Genomic DNA, 15,639 nt, shown 5'->3' with positions numbered 1-15,639 from the left:
AAAGCCGATCTCCGGCACCGCATCTCTGGCATCCCTTCCCAAGACACCAACCGAACACGCCATCACCACGACGCGACACGACAAGACGCGCTCTCTCGCCCGCTTTCAACTCAAGTCCCGCGCTCCGACGCCCAAAGCAGGTTTTACCCGGACAAGCCCGGCCCGCACCGGTCTTACCCGGCACCGGAAATGCCCGTATGTGTGTTTGGAATTACGATGGCTGGTGCATGGCCGTCAGCTCAGGCCGTGGATCCAGCTTTCATAGCGATGATCCAGCAGACCATTTTGCGGTTTGGTCGAACGCGGTACATATCCGGCCCGCACATCCCCCGGCGTCACGTCATATTTGGCGCGAAAGGCCCGGATAAAACTGGCATCGGTTGCATATCCGCATTCAAGGGCAATGTCATAGATCGAACTGCTGCGCCGTGCCGGATCGCTCAGCAAATGCAACGCATGGCGCAGGCGCATATCGCGCACAAACTGGTTCACGCCGCCATATTGCGCAAACAGCTGATACAAAACACTGCGCGACACCCCAAGATCGGATGCCGCACGTCTTGCGGTCAATTCCGTCGACAGCATATTGGCCCGCAAATAGCGCCGCGCACGTACCAGTTTATCAAGATCCTGGCGAAAACCTGTATTTTGCGCCCCCATGCCCGATGCATCATTCATGCAGGCAGCTAGCATCATGACGATGGTTTTCTGCATCACGGCAATCTGTTCGTCACTCATAACATCAACATGGCGATGCAACGCCAAAATCTGGTCATGCAGGATCCGCACCAGCGGATCGCGTTCCGACAAAAAACGCAGATTGTGGTCATCGGGATTTTTAAGCTGATCTTCCAGAAGCCGGCGTGGCAAAAACAGATGCAGGGAATTGAAATGGCTGGTCTGAGCTTCTGTGGGCTGGGCCAGATCAAGCAAAAGCAATCCGCCATGGGAAATCGTATCGCCGCCAAGTCCTTTTTCCGCCGCAACATGCCCGCTGGTAAAAAGCTGCACATTGTAATGGTCAAGCCCGTCCCGGCCTGCCATCTGGGAGGATCGGACAAAGTTCTGGGGTTGGCTTTTCGCCTGCACCATCACCATGTCCTTGTGGCACCATGAATTCAGATCGGCGCTAAAGCCGTCCTTGCGATCCTGCCGACGGGCATCAACCGAATAGACGCAATTGATGCTGTCCTTCCAGACTTCAAACTGCTGGTCGCGTGGAAGCGCATCAAGCGAGAAAACCGATCTTTCCAATATCCGGCTGCCAAGTGGCGGCTGCTGGTCCATTCAAAATATGCCTCGGTGGAACAATGACTTGCCCAGATTGATGCAATTCCGTTTCATTATCAAGACCGCCGGTCATTTATATCGCACCGTGAATGGTGCCATTATCGGCCCCCGTCATCAAACTGACGGCAAACCGGCGGCAAACCGGTGGCAAATCCGGCCTGTTTGCCCCTGCCTTTTTACTCCAGTCCGTTTACCCCTGCCTGCTTGCTGGCAACAGACTGTTGCCAAACCGGCTCTGGTCTTGTTGTCCGCAGCGGCGCATAGTCATGGCAAATGATGCAATTCTGACCAAGGTAGTCCGCCATGACTGACACCGCGATCTCCCCGTCCCGGCCGGATCAATCCGCGCCGCAAGACCAGCATAATCTGGCCCCGATCTTTATTTCGCACGGCTCGCCGATGCTGGTGGCGCGCCAAAGCACGCCGGCATTTGATTTCTTTGTCGGCAATCTTGGCCGTCATACCGATGGCGTGCGCGCCATCCTGATGGTTTCTGCCCACTGGCAAACAGCTGAACCGACCATATCGACCGCTGCGCGTCAGGAAACCATTCACGATTTCTATGGCTTCCCGCAGCCCCTTTATCAGTTGCACTATGACGTTGCTGGCGATCCGGCACTGGCCCGGCAGATTGCCGATCAGATCGGCTGTGCCACCGACGATGCGCGTGGTCTTGATCACGGGGCCTGGATGCCGTTGATCCTTGCAAGGCCCAATGCCGACATCCCGGTCTTCCAGCTTTCCATGCTGGCTCATGGCGGTCCGGCCGATCATTTTGAACTGGGCAAAAAATTGCGCGGGTTGCGCGATCTTGGCGTTCTGGTGGTGGCAAGCGGGGCGATGACCCATAATTTGCGTGCGCTTGATCGTCACGAGGGCCCGATTGATCCCTGGGCGATCGAATTCACCACCTGGATGATCGACCGGGTCAAGGCCCATGATATTGACGCCCTGCTCGATTATCGCCGCCTTGCGCCCCATGCCGCCATGGCCCATCCCGAAGACGACCATCTGATGCCGTTCTATGTCGCCCTTGGCGCCGCATCCGATGATTTCGCCCCCGATGTCATCCATGACAGCTATGAATTTGGCAATCTTGCCATGACGGCCCTTCGTTTCTATGGACCGAACGAGGACCGCATTGCGGCCTGATCAAGCTACCCGCCCGATCTGCCGGGCCTTGCTGATCATCACATATAAAATGGGCCGGAAGGACATCCTCCCGGCCCTTGTTTCTAGAACATCAACCGAAGCCCCGTGACGATATAGGTCGCCTCGAAATCCTCGCCGTCTTCCTTGGCAAAGTCGGCGGTATCGCCAAATTTGCGTTCATAGGACACCCCGATATAGGGCGCGACACTGCGATCAATCAGATCGTAGCTTAACCGCAATCCGATCTCTGCACTTGATATCCCTGTGCCGACTTCAATTTCCCGATCCTCGGAAAAGGCAGCATTCAGTTCAATCGACGGGGTCAGGATGACGCGATTGGTAATTAGCCCCTCATATTCAAGATCAAGCCGCGCGCTGCCATCCCCGGTTTCGCTGACAAAAAGATCGGCATCAACTTCGATCCATTGCGGGGCAAGCCCCATGATCCCGATCGTCCCGTACCAGCGATCCGTGCCCGTCGGGGTATCAAGCCTGACCCCCGCCTTGGCATCGAAAAAGTCACTGATCGGGGTTTGCAGCACCAACCGGTTTTCAAGCCCTTCATTGATATCGGCATCAAGGTCGCGTTCACCCTCACCCTGCCAGCGCAATTTGAGCTCGTCCGTTCCCCAAAAGGCATCCGCATCCCAGACCAGCCGTTTTTCATTCTCGTCACCAAGACGATATTCAAACTGCTCGGCCTGGAACCCGTAATAGGTCCGCCCTTCTGCGGCCTGTCCGGTGCCCGGAACGGCGGCCATCACCATGGCGACAAAGCCGCCTTTCATCATCAGATCATGTCGTTTCATGATGGATCAATTCCCGTTCTTCAGTGTCGCAACCGCCGGACCGCCTTCAACCACGACCTTGCGGAACATGCCCGTCGCCATGTGATAGCTCAGATGGCAATGAAACGCCCATTGGCCGGGCTCATCGACTTCGGTCTCGGAATAGACGGTGGTGCCGGGATTGATATTGATGGTGTGCTTGACCGGGTTCCATTTGCCCTGCCCGGTATCAAGGATCGACCACATGCCATGCAGATGCATCGGGTGCGACATCATGGTTTCATTGACAAACTTGAACCGCACCCGTTCGCCGTATTTCAGGCGGATCGGTTCGGCATCCTCGTATTTCACGCCATTGATCGACCAGCTATAACGTTCCATATTCCCGGTCAGGCGCAGCTCGATCTCGCGCGTGGCCGGACGGTCGGCATAAAGCGGCTTTTGCGCCTTGAGATCGGCATAAGACAGGAACTTGCCGCCATTTGCCGCCTTGGGCGTCAATCCGCTGCCCGCCGCATAAAACGGATCGGCGCGATTGCCCATCGCCATCGCCGAATGATCCATCCCCGCCATATTTGAATGGTTCATGCCCGCCATTTTAGAATGGTCCATGGCAGTCATATTCGAATGGTCCATACCGGCCATGCCGGAATGATCCATGCCCGGCATCGACCCGGCCGATCCATGATCCATTGCCGCATTGCCCATCGCCGAATTGCCCGATGGTGCTGCGCCGTGATCCATACCGGCCATATCGCCTTTGCCCATCTCACTTTGGCCCATATCACCGTGCCCCATGTCACCATGGTTCATGCCCATATCGGCCATGGTCAAAAGCGGCGCTTCCTCGCGCAATTCGGGCATTTCGGCACGCATGCCCTCATGCGGGGCCAATGTGCCAAATCCGTATCCCGAACGCCCCATCGATTCCGCCATGATCGCATAGGCCTCGTCGTCTTTGGGCTGGACAATCACGTCATAGGTTTCGGCAACCGCAATGCGGAATTCATCAACCTTTACCGGCTGCACATTATTGCCATCGGCCTGCACCACCGTCATTTCAAGTCCGGGAATCCGCACATCGAAATAGGTCATGGCCGATGCATTGATGAACCGCAACCGCACCCGTTCTTCGGGATGGAACAGCCCCGTCCAGTTCTGTTCGGGCGACATGCCGTTGATCAGGCCGACAAAGCCCTGCACATCCTCGATATCGGTCGGCATCATGCGCATCGCGCCCCAGTCGGCACGCTCCGAAAGTGTCGCGCCCAAGCCGTTCTTGCGCACATCCATGATGAAATCGCCAAGGCTGCGCTGATTGCGGTTGTAATAATCAGGCATCATTTTCAGATTGCGCAGGATGCGTTCGCCCGAATGCGGGTGCTTGTCTTTCAGAACCACCACATATTCACGATCAAATTTGAACGGTTCGCGCTTTTGCGGCTCGATAATGATCGACCCATAGGCCCCGTCGGGTTCCTGAAAACCCGAATGGCTGTGAAACCAGTAGGTGCCGCTTTGCGAAACCGGAATGCGATAGGTAAAAGTCTCGCCCGGCTCAATGCCGGGGAAACTGATGCCCGGCACCCCGTCCATCTGATAGGGCAGGATCAACCCGTGCCAGTGGATCGACGTTGCTTCATCGAGATTGTTGGTGACATTGATCACCACCTCCTCGCCTTCCTTGAATTGCAAGGTCGGCCCGGGCGATGACCCGTTATATCCGATGCCGCGCGTTTTCATGGTTCCGGTATCGATCTCGACATAATCGACCGTCAGATCATAGGTCGCGGCAAAACTGGGCGCAGACAGCATAACCGTCCCCAGCGCACCCAACAGGGCGCGTAAGACAATTCGTTGTTTCATTTCAAATTACCTGAAAAGGCCGGACAGACGCCCGGGATGGCAGACAAGCCGATCCCGAACGCCCCCGGTCACATCAATGATGATTACTGAAGACGGATTTTGCCCATCATGCCGCTTTCATAGTGGCCCGGCACATTGCACGCGAATTCAAGTTCGGTGTCCTTGGGGAATGTCCAGATCACTTCGGCACTTTGGCCCGGCTCAAGCAGGACACTGTTGGGATCGTCATGCTTCATCGTCATACCGTTGCCCATGTCCATTTCCATCATCGCCATGTTGATTTTGTCGGCTTCAAGCGCGCCATGCTCCATCATCATGAACATTTCCTTCTGATGGTCTGCATGCATTGCCGCGGTGCCGATATTGAATTCGTGAACGAATTCGCCCTTGTTATCGATCATGAAGCGTACGGTTTCGCCCGCACGCACAATGATCTTTTCCTGATCAAAGAAATTGTCTTCCATCACGATCCGGATGGTCCGGCGAACATCGGACAACTGGCCGGGCGCACCAATATCGGTCGCAGCCCCGCCATGACCACCGCTATGGCCTGCACCGGCAAAGGCCGGGGCCTGCATACCGGCAAACGCGCTCAAAAGAACGGTCGATGCCGCGATGTGACGGATAAGGGATTTCTTGAAACTGGGCATATCATGCTCCTGAAAATAATCGTCAGAATGATTGCCATCGCCGCATGAAGACATGCGCAAACCTTGCTGCTTTGCCCGACACGGGTCAAACAGACACGGGCCAAACAAACGACGGCGTTTTCTTTAAAACGGGATTATTTTCAGGCGCGCGGCGGCTTGTAGCTGCCATCCGCCTCGGCGGAAACAAGGGTACGGTCCTGCACCCAATAGGTCACAGACGTCACCACCGGCATGAACAATGCCGTGCTGACATGTTCCTCGGCATAGGGACCGCACACTGTCATGCCGCAAATATCGGCATGGGATGAATGCGGATCATGGGACACCGGTTTGGTGACATCGATTGTCACAACATGGTGCCCGTCACCGGACGAACCGGAACCTGCCTGCACGGTGCCATGCCCCGACAGCAGAACTGTCAGGCTGATCAGGATCACAAGCATGCAGGAAATGAAACGCAACGGATTTTCCAGTCGAAAGTTAACGCCCAGGTCGTTATTCACACCGGCCGTTTGCGTCAAGTGGCAATATTGTGGCACGGATAACATGCTGAAAACGTGATATTTTTACTGCACCCGCCAACAAACATGACAGCCCCCTTGTCAGCAACAGATCGCACTTCTACCATCACCGCCAGACCAATTTCCCGTCAATGACAGGCAAGATGAAATGATGCTGCGTCAGGATCAATGCACCCTTGAAGTCAAAACCGGTACCCAAGGACTGACTGAAATCACCGATCAGGTACAATCATGGGTCGCCTCGACCGGCATTGCACGTGGTCAGCTGACGGTCTTTGTCCGCCACACATCGGCCAGCCTGACCATTCAGGAAAATGCCGATCCCGACGTGCGTCTTGATCTGGAAACATTCTTTGGCCGGCTGGTTCAGGAAAATCCGAGCCTTTATCGCCACACCTGCGAAGGCCCCGATGACATGCCCGCCCACATCAAATCGGCCCTGACTGATGTGTCCCTTACCATCCCGGTTGCCGATGGCTTTGCCATGCTTGGCACCTGGCAGGGCATCTATCTGTTCGAACATCGCCACGCCCCGCATCGGCGCAACGTCATCCTGCATCTGATCGGGGAATAGGGCCGGTTACGCCGCACATTCGGGTTTGCGGGCCCAAAGTCCGATTGTCTGGACCTCGATCAATTCGCGCAGCGTCGCACACATGTCTTCGCAGTCGAAATTCTGCGTGCTCATATGTTCGTGGATCGTAAACAGAAACAGCGCCATCAGGCTTTTGCGGATCAGGGTCGGTGACAGATCCGGGTTCAATTCCCCCGAAAGCTGCGCTTCTTCGATCAGGTCGGTAATCGCCTTGATCAGGCCGCTGCGCTGCATCATGTCATGCACCGCCCCCTTGCGCGGCGCAAAGGTCAACTGGCGCATGATCACGTTCCAAAGTGTCGGATGAAGGCCGATCTGGGTAAAGCGGTATGACGCCACATGCATCAACTTATCCACAAAGCACCATTCCGGGTCCATCGTATAAAGACCCTTTTCAATGGCTTCGGCCAGCTGTGTGGTCACACAGCTGATGATCAGTTCTTCCTTGGTCGAAAAGTGATGAAAAATCGTCCCTTCGGCGACCCCGGCCCGCTTGGCGATTTCGCGCGTCGATGCCTCCTCGAAATCACCGCTTTCAAGGATGCCCCGCGCCGCCTCAAGTATCTTCTGACGGGTTTCTTCACGTCTGGTTGCCCGAATGCTCATCGGGGCCCTCCAACTCATCAAGCAAACTCACTGAGTTCACTCAACTAATACGAAGTGCCCCGTCTGTCAATTCCTTGCGGGCCTTGTCCCTGCACCTTACTGCCGTTGCGGACCGGCCACGGACATCGTCGCAAGGGCCGCTTCAACGGCCCCGTCGCGCCGCCCTGCCATGTCGGCATCGTTCGCAGCACAGCGCGCCAGAATATCCTTGGCCGGCTGATAAAGCCCGGTTTCGACCCCCATGACGCCAAGCACGGTTGAAAACAGATTATCATGGGAAAACGCGCCATTTTGTGCCTGATCACCAAGGCACTCCTGCCCGACCGCGCGCGTGGTCTGATATCCATCGGACATCCACATCATCATCGGCACATGGGTCTGTTCATCCGGGGCCAGCATATAGGGCGCGCCATGCAGATAAAGCCCGCCCTCGCCAAGCGATTCGCCGTGATCGGACACATAAAGCAACACGGTGTTATAGCGATCCTCATAGGATTTAAGCTTCGCCACCAGTTCCGCCACCACATAATCGGTATAGCGGATCGTATTGTCATAGGTATTGATCAGCTCCCTGGCGCTGCAATTTTCAATATCGCTGCGCGGGCAGTCCGGCGCAAAGGCACGATGGGCCTCGGGATAACGTTTGTAATAGGTCGGCCCATGGCTGCCCATCAGGTGAAAGGCAATAAGCTGATCGACCGGCTTATCTGCCACCTGCTGATCAAGGTTGCGCAACATCACCTCGTCATAACAGGTACCTAGAACACATTCTTCGGGAAACGCATCGGCTGAAATCTCGATGCTTGGAATGCGGTCACAGACCCCCTTGCAGCCCTCGTCATTATCCTTCCACAGGACCTTGACCCCGGCACGCTGCAACACATCCATCAGACTTTCGCTGTGGCGCGCGATTTCGCCGTCATAATTGGCATGATCCATCGGCGAAAACATGCAGGGAACCGAAACCGCGGTCGCCGTGCCACAGGATTGCACATTCTGGAACGCCAGAAGCCCGTCAATCTGACTGGTAAAGGGTGATGTCGGTCGATCATACCCGTTGGCCGCCACACTTTGCGCCCGCGCGGTTTCCCCGATCACCAGAAACATCAATGTCGGCTTGGTCTTCCCCGGTGCGGCAACAAGTCGTGCATCCTCGCCGATCTTGCGAAACGGCATATCGGCATAAAGATAGCGCCGCTTGACCAGCTGGATCGTCCCGGTGATGAAATTTGACGGGATGATCTCCTTGCCCAGCACCTTGTTATTGCGCCCGACCGATGCGTAATCCTTGAAATAAAGCCCCCCAATTCCGCCCAGCAACACCAGCGGCACAAGCATCATGACAATGCGCTGCCCGACCCCGCGCAACACTGTCGACGGATAGCGCACCGGCACGATCAAAAGAACACATACCGGCACGATACCGGTCGCCACAAACCACAACAGGGCCGGCACACTGAAATAGGATGCCGCTTCAAGCTGATTGGTTTCGATCACGTTTTCCATCATGCCACGATCAAACACGATGCCGTATTTCATCATCCCGTAATGGGCAAGCGCACTTGTTGCGATCAGCACCACGAAAAACGGCTTGAACAGATAGCGCCACGAAAACGGCGTAAACACCACAAGCGATGCCAAAATCAGTACAAACGGCGCACTGATCGCAAATCCGCGGTCATAGGCACCAAGCGCGCCCAGAATGTCATAGAAATGACCAAGCACCCTGGCATTGAGAACCAGCGTGAAAAAGACCGCCAGCACAACAAGAACAATACGATAATCAATCGGTGGAATTTTCGGCACGAACCGGGAACGGGGCATAAAGGCCTACCTGCTATCTGGGCACATCCACCCCGCAGCAGAAAGCGCACCTCAACAGATGCCCTGCGGGGCGATTGGTCCTTGACCAACCCCGCAACATTTAAAGCCCCAACCTGACAGCAACCTGAAAGATGTGCGCTGGCAACAACCGCCCCGGTCAGGCCGATGCACCAACCCGCATCCGGCGCACTTCACGAATGCCAAGATAGCTGTGAAACACCAGTGTCACGATCACCACCGATCCGCAAATCAGTGTCGTGTTGCTTGGTACTTCTCCGATAAACAGCCACACCAGAAACGATCCGAAAATCGCCTCGTTCAGCATGATCAGGCCAACCTCGGCTGCCGGTATTTTGCGCGCCCCTGCCGAAATGAACAGAAACGATACCGGCAACACCCAAAAGCCCAGCATCGCCAGCCACAGCCAGTCCATGCCGGTCACGGTGAACGGCTCCGCTGTTGGCAGCAAAATCACCGCCCCCAGAACAGCGCCCAGCAACATAGCCTTGATTTCATTGATTTCGGGCTTGGCCCCGATCACGTTGAAAAACCCGGCCATGCAGGTCGCCGTTCCCAGCGCCAGAAGATCGCCAAGCGCATTCTTGCCGCCAAACCCGGCCCCGACAATCATGCCCAGTGCCGCCAGCACGACAAAGGATGCCACCCAGGTCCGCATCGGTTGTCCGCGCTTGAAGATGAAGACCCCCATCACCCCGGCAATCAGCGGGGTTGCGGCAATGATCACCAGCGTATTGGCCGCATCGGTATTGCGCACCGACAAAATGAAAAAGATCGTCGTGCCGCAATAAAACAAGGCTGCCGGGATCTCGGCCCTGCCCGGTGTGACCGATTGCACAACACCTTCGCCGCGCCGCTGCCCTTTCCACAAGGCCAGCATCAGGGTCGCAATACTCAACAATGCCAGACGCCAGAACGACGCCGTCATGTCATCGACTTCAATCAGCCGGATCAACAGCGCATCCGGGCAAATCACCAGAACCCCGATCAGGGCAAGCCACCCGCCATGCAAATTTCCGATCTGGTCGCGCAATGCCATGAAATTCCCCTTTGGCGAACTGGTTTCATTCCAAACATGTGCCCGGCATCTGCCACCGGCACCGGTTGTTGTGCATACAGTTTTGCGGTGCTTTGCCGCCCGGCACAATTTGATTTTTCTCAACTATCGGTGAAATGCGGCACCGCAGCAATGCCCAATCCCTGCCATCGACATAAATCCCCGATGACCGACGAACCAAAAGAAACTGTTTTGTTCGGCGGTCAGGATCGGTAAGTTTGCCTCAAACGAGGGTTCCGACCCTGTGCCACCACAGTCTGAAGGATGGAAATCATGGCTGGTAAAATCGACGCACGTCTTGCCGAACTTGGCATCACCCTGCCCAATGCCACCGCACCGGTTGCGAATTATGTGCCCTATGTTGTCTCCAACAATCTGGTTCACATTTCCGGTCAGATCACCATGGAAAATGGCGAACTGAAATTTGTTGGCAAACTTGGCAAGGATTATCAGGTCGAAGACGGCCAAAAGGCCGCCCGCCTGTGCGCGCTCAACCTGGTTGCCCAGCTCAAGGCTGCGATCGGCGACCTTGATAAAGTCACCCGCGTTGTCAAACTCAATGCCTTTGTCAATTCCGCCCCGGAATTCACCGATCAGCCCAAAGTCGTCAATGGCGCGTCTGACACCATGGTCGAAATATTTGGCGATGTCGGCAAACATGCCCGCTCCGCTGTGGGTGTGGCATCGCTTCCGCTTGGCGTTGCGGTTGAAATTGACGGCATTTTCGAAGTCGCCTGATCAAAACGCCGATCACAATTTTAAAGCCGGGCATTTGCCCGGCTTTTTTGTTTGCCCGGATTTTGATTACCCCGATAAAACCGCTTGACCTCAATCGTGGTTGAGGTCGGAAAACATCGCCTGTGACCATCGCCAAATCTGTTCTCACAGGAAGGAATTTCAGATGCGTGTTTTCATTACCGGCGGAACCGGGCTGATCGGCTCGGCACTTGTTGACAGCCTGATTTCCCGTCAATACCGGGTCTTTGCGCTGGCCCGATCTGAAACCGCCTGCACCAGATTGCGCGCGATGGGGGCAGTTCCGATCCATGGCGATCTGACCGATCCCGCCCGCTGGTGTGCGACCCTGCCGCCCGTTGATGCGGTCATTCATGCGGCCTGCGATTTTTCCGATGCCATGACCGATATCGACCGCACCCTGCTTGATCACCTGATCCCGGCGGTGCACGCCATGCCCGGACCTGTGCGCTTCCTCTATACCGGTGGCAGCTGGTTGTTTGCGCAAACCCTGCCCGGACAGTCAATCGATGAAGGCAGCCCCTTTGATCCGTTGCCCGAATTTCAATGGATGTGCTCCGGCATTGATCGCGTGCTGAGCGATGAACGATTGCACGGCATCGTCATTCACCCGGGCTGTGTCTATGCCACCGGGCGGCACGGGCATTACGGGCTTCTTGACCGTGATCTGCAAACCGCACGTACCAAGGGCCACGTCACCCTGATCGGTGATGGCGATGTGACCCTGCCGATGGTTCATGCCGATGATCTGGCCGATCTTTATTGTCTGGCCCTTGGCAACGCCACCCGCGGTTCAAGCTATTTCGGGGTTGCGATCAATGATCTGACCAACCGTGCACTGGCCGGTCTGATCGCCCGCCGTGTCGGCACGCCCGATTGCCAGATTGATGCGATCACGGTGCAAACCGCCATCTCGCGACTGGGCCGCTGGGCGGCGGGACTTGCCCGCCATCAAACCATGACCGCGACAAAGGCCGTCAGCGATCTTGGCTGGAATCCGGCTCATTGCGATCTTGAAAATGATCTGCGCCGGATCGGCATGCAATTTCGGGATTAGCTTTCCGAACTGATCGCCTTTAATCCGACAACACCGCCAATGATCATCAACAGGAAAACACCCTTAAGGGCGGTCATCGGCTCCTTGAAAAACACCAGGCCAATGATCGCGACGGCCGCCGTGCCAAGCCCCGACCACACCGCATAGGCCGTGCTGATCGGCAAAACCTTCAAGGTCAGCGCCAGCACCCAGAAGCTCAGCCCGTACATCACAAGCGTCAGGACCGAAAATTTCAGGTCGGTAAATCCGTTGGAAAATTTAAGCGACACGGTCCCGATCACTTCAAGACCGATCGCGCCCATCAAATAGACCCAGGCGAGCATGGCAAATATCCTGCACATAAAGGTGGTGGCAACAAACGCCCGCCCAAAATGCCCGATCCGCCCTTCCGGCGCAATCCCGCCCGCCACATGCCTGCTGCAACATGCCCCCGGAACGACCTGAACCATACCGAGCCACCGCAATTCCTGTCACCCTACCCTTGCAAGCACCACATCACGGCATCAAAACACCACGGCAACACTGCACCACCAGTCCGCCCCCCTGATCCGACGCCTCAAACAACCCCCGTCCCCGATACGATGCCTCTTGCACCTTCCTGCCACCTGCTGCCAGCACGATCAATCGGATGGCGGGCGCAATGCGTATAGCAAGACGATCTGTATCAAGACATTTGGCAAAACAATTGCGTATAGTCCGCCAAACGGGCACATTGCCGGACATCAAATGTATGGCTTTGGCCGCTGCATTTTGCCGTGAAGACAGGAAAGACCGATCATGATCGAAACCGATATTCTGATTGCTGGTGGCGGGATCGCCGGAATGAGTGCAGCCGCACGGTTTGCGGCCGACGGACATCAGATCGTGATTGTCGATCCGGCCCCCGCCGATATTGGCGAAGGCACGGATTTGCGGACCACCGCCTTTCTTGAGCCGGGCATCGAAACCCTGAAAAAGGCCGGTGTCTGGGATGCGATCAAACCGACCGGGGCGGAACTTCGTGTCATGCGGATCGTCGATGCCGGCGGTTCCGAATGGCAACCGCGCGAAACCGCCGATTTTGACGGGGCCGAAACCAAACAGGGATTTTTCGGCTGGAACGTTTCAAACAAGGCGGCCCGCGTTGCCCTGATGGCCCGTCTGGCCGAACTTGAAAATGTCGATTTCCGGTTTTCGACCACGGTAACCGGCTTCAAAAGCGCTGCGCGTTTTGGCGAAGTCACGCTGTCCGATGGTGAAACCGTCCGGGCCAAAGTCGTGATCGCCGCTGATGGCCGCAATTCCAGCTTGCGCGACATGGCCGGGATCAAACACAAACGCTGGGCCTATGATCAAAGCGCGCTGGTCTTTGTCGTCACCCATGACAAGCCGCATGACAATATCTCGACCGAAATCCACCGCACCGGCGGGCCGCTGACACTGGTGCCGATGCCTGATCTTGATGGCAAGCCGTGCTCGTCCGTGGTCTGGATGACGCCTGCGGCCCGGGCCGATGAGCTTAATGCCATGAGTGACGATGCATTGTCCGCCGAAATCACCCATGACACCATGAACCTGTTTGGTCCGCTAAGCGTGGCATCCCCGCGTGCAGTCTGGCCGATGATCGCACAGATCCCCACCCGCCTGATTGCCGCCCGTCTTGCCCTGATCGCCGAGGCCGCCCACGTCGTGCCGCCGATTGGCGCACAAGGGTTGAATATGAGCCTGCATGACATCGAAACCCTGGCCGAACTGATGGCAAAGGCCAAGCTGCACGGCAAGGATATCGGCGAAACCCCGCTTCTGAAATCCTATGAACGCCGCCAGTTGCCCAAAACCGTGATGCGGGTCGGCGGTATCGATATCCTGAATCGCGCATCGATGCTTGAACCCAAACCGTTGCGCGACCTGCGTCTGGCGGGCCTGTCGGCAATCAACCGCATCAGCCCGCTTCGCAAACTGGCCATCAAGGTCGGGGTCGGCAAATAGCCCGCACCATCTTCGCGCTTTGCGCGCTTTTCGCGGATATCACGATACCAATAACGCAAAGGCCACCTTCGGGCGGCCTTTTTGCGTTCAGCTTTGATGCAGGATCAATTCCGCCATGAAACCGTCCGTCTTGCCCGGACGCGGCGAATAAAGCTTCAGCTCGGACCGTGTATTGCGGACAATCGCATCAACGATGGCAAGCCCAAGCCCCGCCCCGTCCCCACTGTTATGGGACCGTTTGAACCGGGTTTTAAGATCATCAAGATTGCCTGCGGCGATCGCCGGTCCGCCATTGGCCACCCGGATGATGTGGCGGTCTGTGACCGTAATCTCGACCGGCTGGTCCTTTGCCCCGTGTCTGAGCGCATTTTCAATCAGATTGCGCAAACAGATGGCAAAGGCATCATGGTCGATATTGGCCTCGAGCGTTGCCACCGCATCGCTGTCATAGACGATATCACCACCATCAATTCCCGCACGCATCAGATCATCAATCACCAGCAAAAGCGTCGATCCAAGCTTCTGATCATGCCCGGTCGGGCTAAAACCGCCGCCCGCTTCGGCCCGCGCCAGCTGCAAAAGCTTTTCGGCCAGCCGCGACAACCGTTTAAGCGATGCCTCGGTCTGAAGGGCGCGCTTGCGGCTTTCATGTCCTTCGGGCAGTTCAAGCACAAGCCGCTGGGTCTGTGCCAGGGCTGCGGCAATCGGGGTACGCAATTCATGGGCGCTGTTGGCGGTAAAGCTGCGCTCGACATTCAGCGCTGCCTCAAGCTTGCCCATCAGGCTGTTGACCGCCGATACGATGGTGGTGATTTCTTCGGGGGCTTCTTCCTGTTCGATCGGCGTCAGGTTGCCTTCGCCGCGCGCCTCGATCTCGTCACGCACCCGTTGTACCGGCCTAAGCCCCTGACGCACGCCAAGGATAATCCCGATAATCACCGTCGGGATCAGAAGCGCAATCGGCAAAAACTGTGCCGCAACACTTTCAAGGATTGCTTCGTGGCGATGCTCAAGCGGCTCTGCCACCTGCATGTAAAGCTGCCCGTCGCCACTGCGGGCGGTATAAATCCGGAAATCGTTATCCTGATAAAACCCGACCGCTACCGGGGCAGCAAACGGTGCGGCCATGGCATTATGCGACCGCAACAACACATCCCCGTTGGCGGCCCGCAACTGATAAAGCAGGTAATCGGCAACATTTTCCTCGTCCCCGTCATTATCGGTGCTTGCCACTTGATCGGCCGGGGTTGGCATCACCACCATGGATGATCCGTCCCAATGGGCATCGAAATAAAACCGCATAAGGGTCGAACCCCGCCGGGCTGTTTCAACAAGCCCGGTATCGGCGGCCTCTTCGAGTTCGTGATACATGCTATAGGCCGCAAGAACCGACCCTGCGATCCAGCACAGCGCGACAATGATCGTCAGCCGCTTGGTCAGGATGAATTGCAGGCTGTTTTGCTGCTTGATTTTCATCATGCCGGCCCCGCC

Annotated in this window: 15 protein-coding genes; 5 read left to right on the top strand and 10 right to left on the bottom strand. The window is 56.5% G+C overall.

Annotated elements, in window-relative coordinates; genetic code table 11:
* Positions 1 to 234: 234 nt before the first annotated feature.
* The gene (locus tag SIB88_RS10675; protein WP_412558040.1) at positions 235 to 1,287 is read right to left on the bottom strand and encodes a helix-turn-helix domain-containing protein; all 1,053 of its coding nucleotides are present in this window, start codon (positions 1,285 to 1,287) and stop codon (positions 235 to 237) included.
* 306 nt (positions 1,288 to 1,593) lie between these two features.
* Between SIB88_RS10675 and SIB88_RS10670 the strand changes: the two genes are divergently transcribed.
* Complete coding sequence (locus SIB88_RS10670; protein WP_412558039.1) at positions 1,594 to 2,442, top strand: DODA-type extradiol aromatic ring-opening family dioxygenase; 849 nt, start codon at positions 1,594 to 1,596, stop codon at positions 2,440 to 2,442.
* An 83-nt stretch (positions 2,443 to 2,525) separates the two neighbouring features.
* Here the strand turns inward: SIB88_RS10670 and SIB88_RS10665 are convergent, their stop codons facing one another.
* The 4 genes from SIB88_RS10665 to SIB88_RS10650 all read right to left on the bottom strand — a co-directional run bounded on the left by SIB88_RS10665 (position 2,526) and on the right by SIB88_RS10650 (position 6,249).
* Entirely contained in the window at positions 2,526 to 3,251 is a 726-nt protein-coding gene (locus SIB88_RS10665; protein WP_412558038.1) for a copper resistance protein B, read from the bottom strand.
* A 6-nt stretch (positions 3,252 to 3,257) separates the two neighbouring features.
* Positions 3,258 to 5,096 (bottom strand): copper resistance system multicopper oxidase, encoded by a 1,839-nt coding sequence (locus SIB88_RS10660; protein ID WP_412558037.1) that lies wholly within the window; start codon positions 5,094 to 5,096, stop codon positions 3,258 to 3,260.
* An 83-nt stretch (positions 5,097 to 5,179) separates the two neighbouring features.
* Positions 5,180 to 5,746 carry a plastocyanin/azurin family copper-binding protein gene (locus tag SIB88_RS10655; RefSeq protein ID WP_412558036.1) on the bottom strand — a complete coding sequence of 189 codons (567 nt, stop codon included), beginning with the start codon at positions 5,744 to 5,746 and terminating at the stop codon, positions 5,180 to 5,182.
* A 140-nt stretch (positions 5,747 to 5,886) separates the two neighbouring features.
* Positions 5,887 to 6,249 (bottom strand): hypothetical protein, encoded by a 363-nt coding sequence (locus tag SIB88_RS10650; RefSeq protein ID WP_068518059.1) that lies wholly within the window; start codon positions 6,247 to 6,249, stop codon positions 5,887 to 5,889.
* A gap of 169 nt (positions 6,250 to 6,418) precedes the next feature.
* Between SIB88_RS10650 and SIB88_RS10645 the strand changes: the two genes are divergently transcribed.
* Positions 6,419 to 6,841: a secondary thiamine-phosphate synthase enzyme YjbQ gene (locus tag SIB88_RS10645; RefSeq protein WP_412559409.1), complete on the top strand. Its 423-nt coding sequence runs from the start codon at positions 6,419 to 6,421 to the stop codon at positions 6,839 to 6,841.
* A gap of 6 nt (positions 6,842 to 6,847) precedes the next feature.
* Here SIB88_RS10645 and SIB88_RS10640 read toward each other — a convergent pair whose 3' ends face one another.
* The 3 genes from SIB88_RS10640 to SIB88_RS10630 all read right to left on the bottom strand — a co-directional run bounded on the left by SIB88_RS10640 (position 6,848) and on the right by SIB88_RS10630 (position 10,349).
* Entirely contained in the window at positions 6,848 to 7,468 is a 621-nt protein-coding gene (locus tag SIB88_RS10640; protein WP_101245973.1) for a TetR/AcrR family transcriptional regulator, read from the bottom strand.
* A 96-nt stretch (positions 7,469 to 7,564) separates the two neighbouring features.
* The gene (locus tag SIB88_RS10635) at positions 7,565 to 9,292 is read right to left on the bottom strand and encodes a phosphoethanolamine transferase (protein ID WP_412558035.1); all 1,728 of its coding nucleotides are present in this window, start codon (positions 9,290 to 9,292) and stop codon (positions 7,565 to 7,567) included.
* 157 nt (positions 9,293 to 9,449) lie between these two features.
* Positions 9,450 to 10,349, bottom strand: coding sequence for a DMT family transporter (locus tag SIB88_RS10630; RefSeq protein WP_114112569.1), 900 nt, complete (start codon positions 10,347 to 10,349; stop codon positions 9,450 to 9,452).
* Between the two features lie 291 nt (positions 10,350 to 10,640).
* Between SIB88_RS10630 and SIB88_RS10625 the strand changes: the two genes are divergently transcribed.
* Both SIB88_RS10625 and SIB88_RS10620 read left to right on the top strand, forming a co-directional pair.
* A complete protein-coding gene (locus tag SIB88_RS10625; RefSeq protein WP_228195955.1) occupies positions 10,641 to 11,105 on the top strand; it encodes a RidA family protein in 465 nt (154 codons plus the stop codon).
* A 163-nt stretch (positions 11,106 to 11,268) separates the two neighbouring features.
* Positions 11,269 to 12,180 carry an NAD-dependent epimerase/dehydratase family protein gene (locus tag SIB88_RS10620; RefSeq protein WP_412558034.1) on the top strand — a complete coding sequence of 304 codons (912 nt, stop codon included), beginning with the start codon at positions 11,269 to 11,271 and terminating at the stop codon, positions 12,178 to 12,180.
* Here SIB88_RS10620 and SIB88_RS10615 read toward each other — a convergent pair.
* Positions 12,177 to 12,503, bottom strand: coding sequence for a DMT family transporter (locus SIB88_RS10615; protein WP_101246413.1), 327 nt, complete (start codon positions 12,501 to 12,503; stop codon positions 12,177 to 12,179). The genes SIB88_RS10620 and SIB88_RS10615 overlap by 4 nt on opposite strands.
* A gap of 454 nt (positions 12,504 to 12,957) precedes the next feature.
* Between SIB88_RS10615 and SIB88_RS10610 the strand changes: the two genes are divergently transcribed.
* Positions 12,958 to 14,148, top strand: coding sequence for an FAD-dependent oxidoreductase (locus tag SIB88_RS10610; RefSeq protein ID WP_412558033.1), 1,191 nt, complete (start codon positions 12,958 to 12,960; stop codon positions 14,146 to 14,148).
* An 87-nt stretch (positions 14,149 to 14,235) separates the two neighbouring features.
* On the opposite strand, the gene SIB88_RS10605 is transcribed toward SIB88_RS10610, so the two are convergent.
* Positions 14,236 to 15,627 (bottom strand): ATP-binding protein, encoded by a 1,392-nt coding sequence (locus tag SIB88_RS10605; protein ID WP_412558032.1) that lies wholly within the window; start codon positions 15,625 to 15,627, stop codon positions 14,236 to 14,238.
* Positions 15,628 to 15,639 lie beyond the last annotated feature (12 nt).

Origin of the sequence: Thalassospira sp. MIT121401 (assembly GCF_047125595.1) — a bacterium.
GTDB lineage: Bacteria > Pseudomonadota > Alphaproteobacteria > Rhodospirillales > Thalassospiraceae > Thalassospira > Thalassospira povalilytica.
The sequence above is the reverse complement of the archived record's forward strand: the minus strand, read 5'-3'. Positions and strand labels throughout refer to the sequence as shown.

Bases quoted from the DNA above. Each gene is read 5' to 3' on its own strand.
- SIB88_RS10655 (WP_412558036.1), bottom strand. From the start codon at position 5,746: ATGCCCAGTTTCAAGAAATCCCTTATCCGTCACATCGCGGCATCGACC.
- SIB88_RS10610 (WP_412558033.1), top strand. From the start codon at position 12,958: ATGATCGAAACCGATATTCTGATTGCTGGTGGCGGGATCGCCGGAATG.
- SIB88_RS10625 (WP_228195955.1), top strand. From the start codon at position 10,641: ATGGCTGGTAAAATCGACGCACGTCTTGCCGAACTTGGCATCACCCTG.
- SIB88_RS10660 (WP_412558037.1), bottom strand. From the start codon at position 5,096: ATGAAACAACGAATTGTCTTACGCGCCCTGTTGGGTGCGCTGGGGACG.
- SIB88_RS10675 (WP_412558040.1), bottom strand. From the start codon at position 1,287: ATGGACCAGCAGCCGCCACTTGGCAGCCGGATATTGGAAAGATCGGTT.
- SIB88_RS10635 (WP_412558035.1), bottom strand. From the start codon at position 9,292: ATGCCCCGTTCCCGGTTCGTGCCGAAAATTCCACCGATTGATTATCGT.
- SIB88_RS10645 (WP_412559409.1), top strand. From the start codon at position 6,419: ATGCTGCGTCAGGATCAATGCACCCTTGAAGTCAAAACCGGTACCCAA.
- SIB88_RS10630 (WP_114112569.1), bottom strand. From the start codon at position 10,349: ATGGCATTGCGCGACCAGATCGGAAATTTGCATGGCGGGTGGCTTGCC.
- SIB88_RS10615 (WP_101246413.1), bottom strand. From the start codon at position 12,503: ATGCTCGCCTGGGTCTATTTGATGGGCGCGATCGGTCTTGAAGTGATC.
- SIB88_RS10665 (WP_412558038.1), bottom strand. From the start codon at position 3,251: ATGAAACGACATGATCTGATGATGAAAGGCGGCTTTGTCGCCATGGTG.
- SIB88_RS10620 (WP_412558034.1), top strand. From the start codon at position 11,269: ATGCGTGTTTTCATTACCGGCGGAACCGGGCTGATCGGCTCGGCACTT.
- SIB88_RS10640 (WP_101245973.1), bottom strand. From the start codon at position 7,468: ATGAGCATTCGGGCAACCAGACGTGAAGAAACCCGTCAGAAGATACTT.
- SIB88_RS10605 (WP_412558032.1), bottom strand. From the start codon at position 15,627: ATGATGAAAATCAAGCAGCAAAACAGCCTGCAATTCATCCTGACCAAG.
- SIB88_RS10670 (WP_412558039.1), top strand. From the start codon at position 1,594: ATGACTGACACCGCGATCTCCCCGTCCCGGCCGGATCAATCCGCGCCG.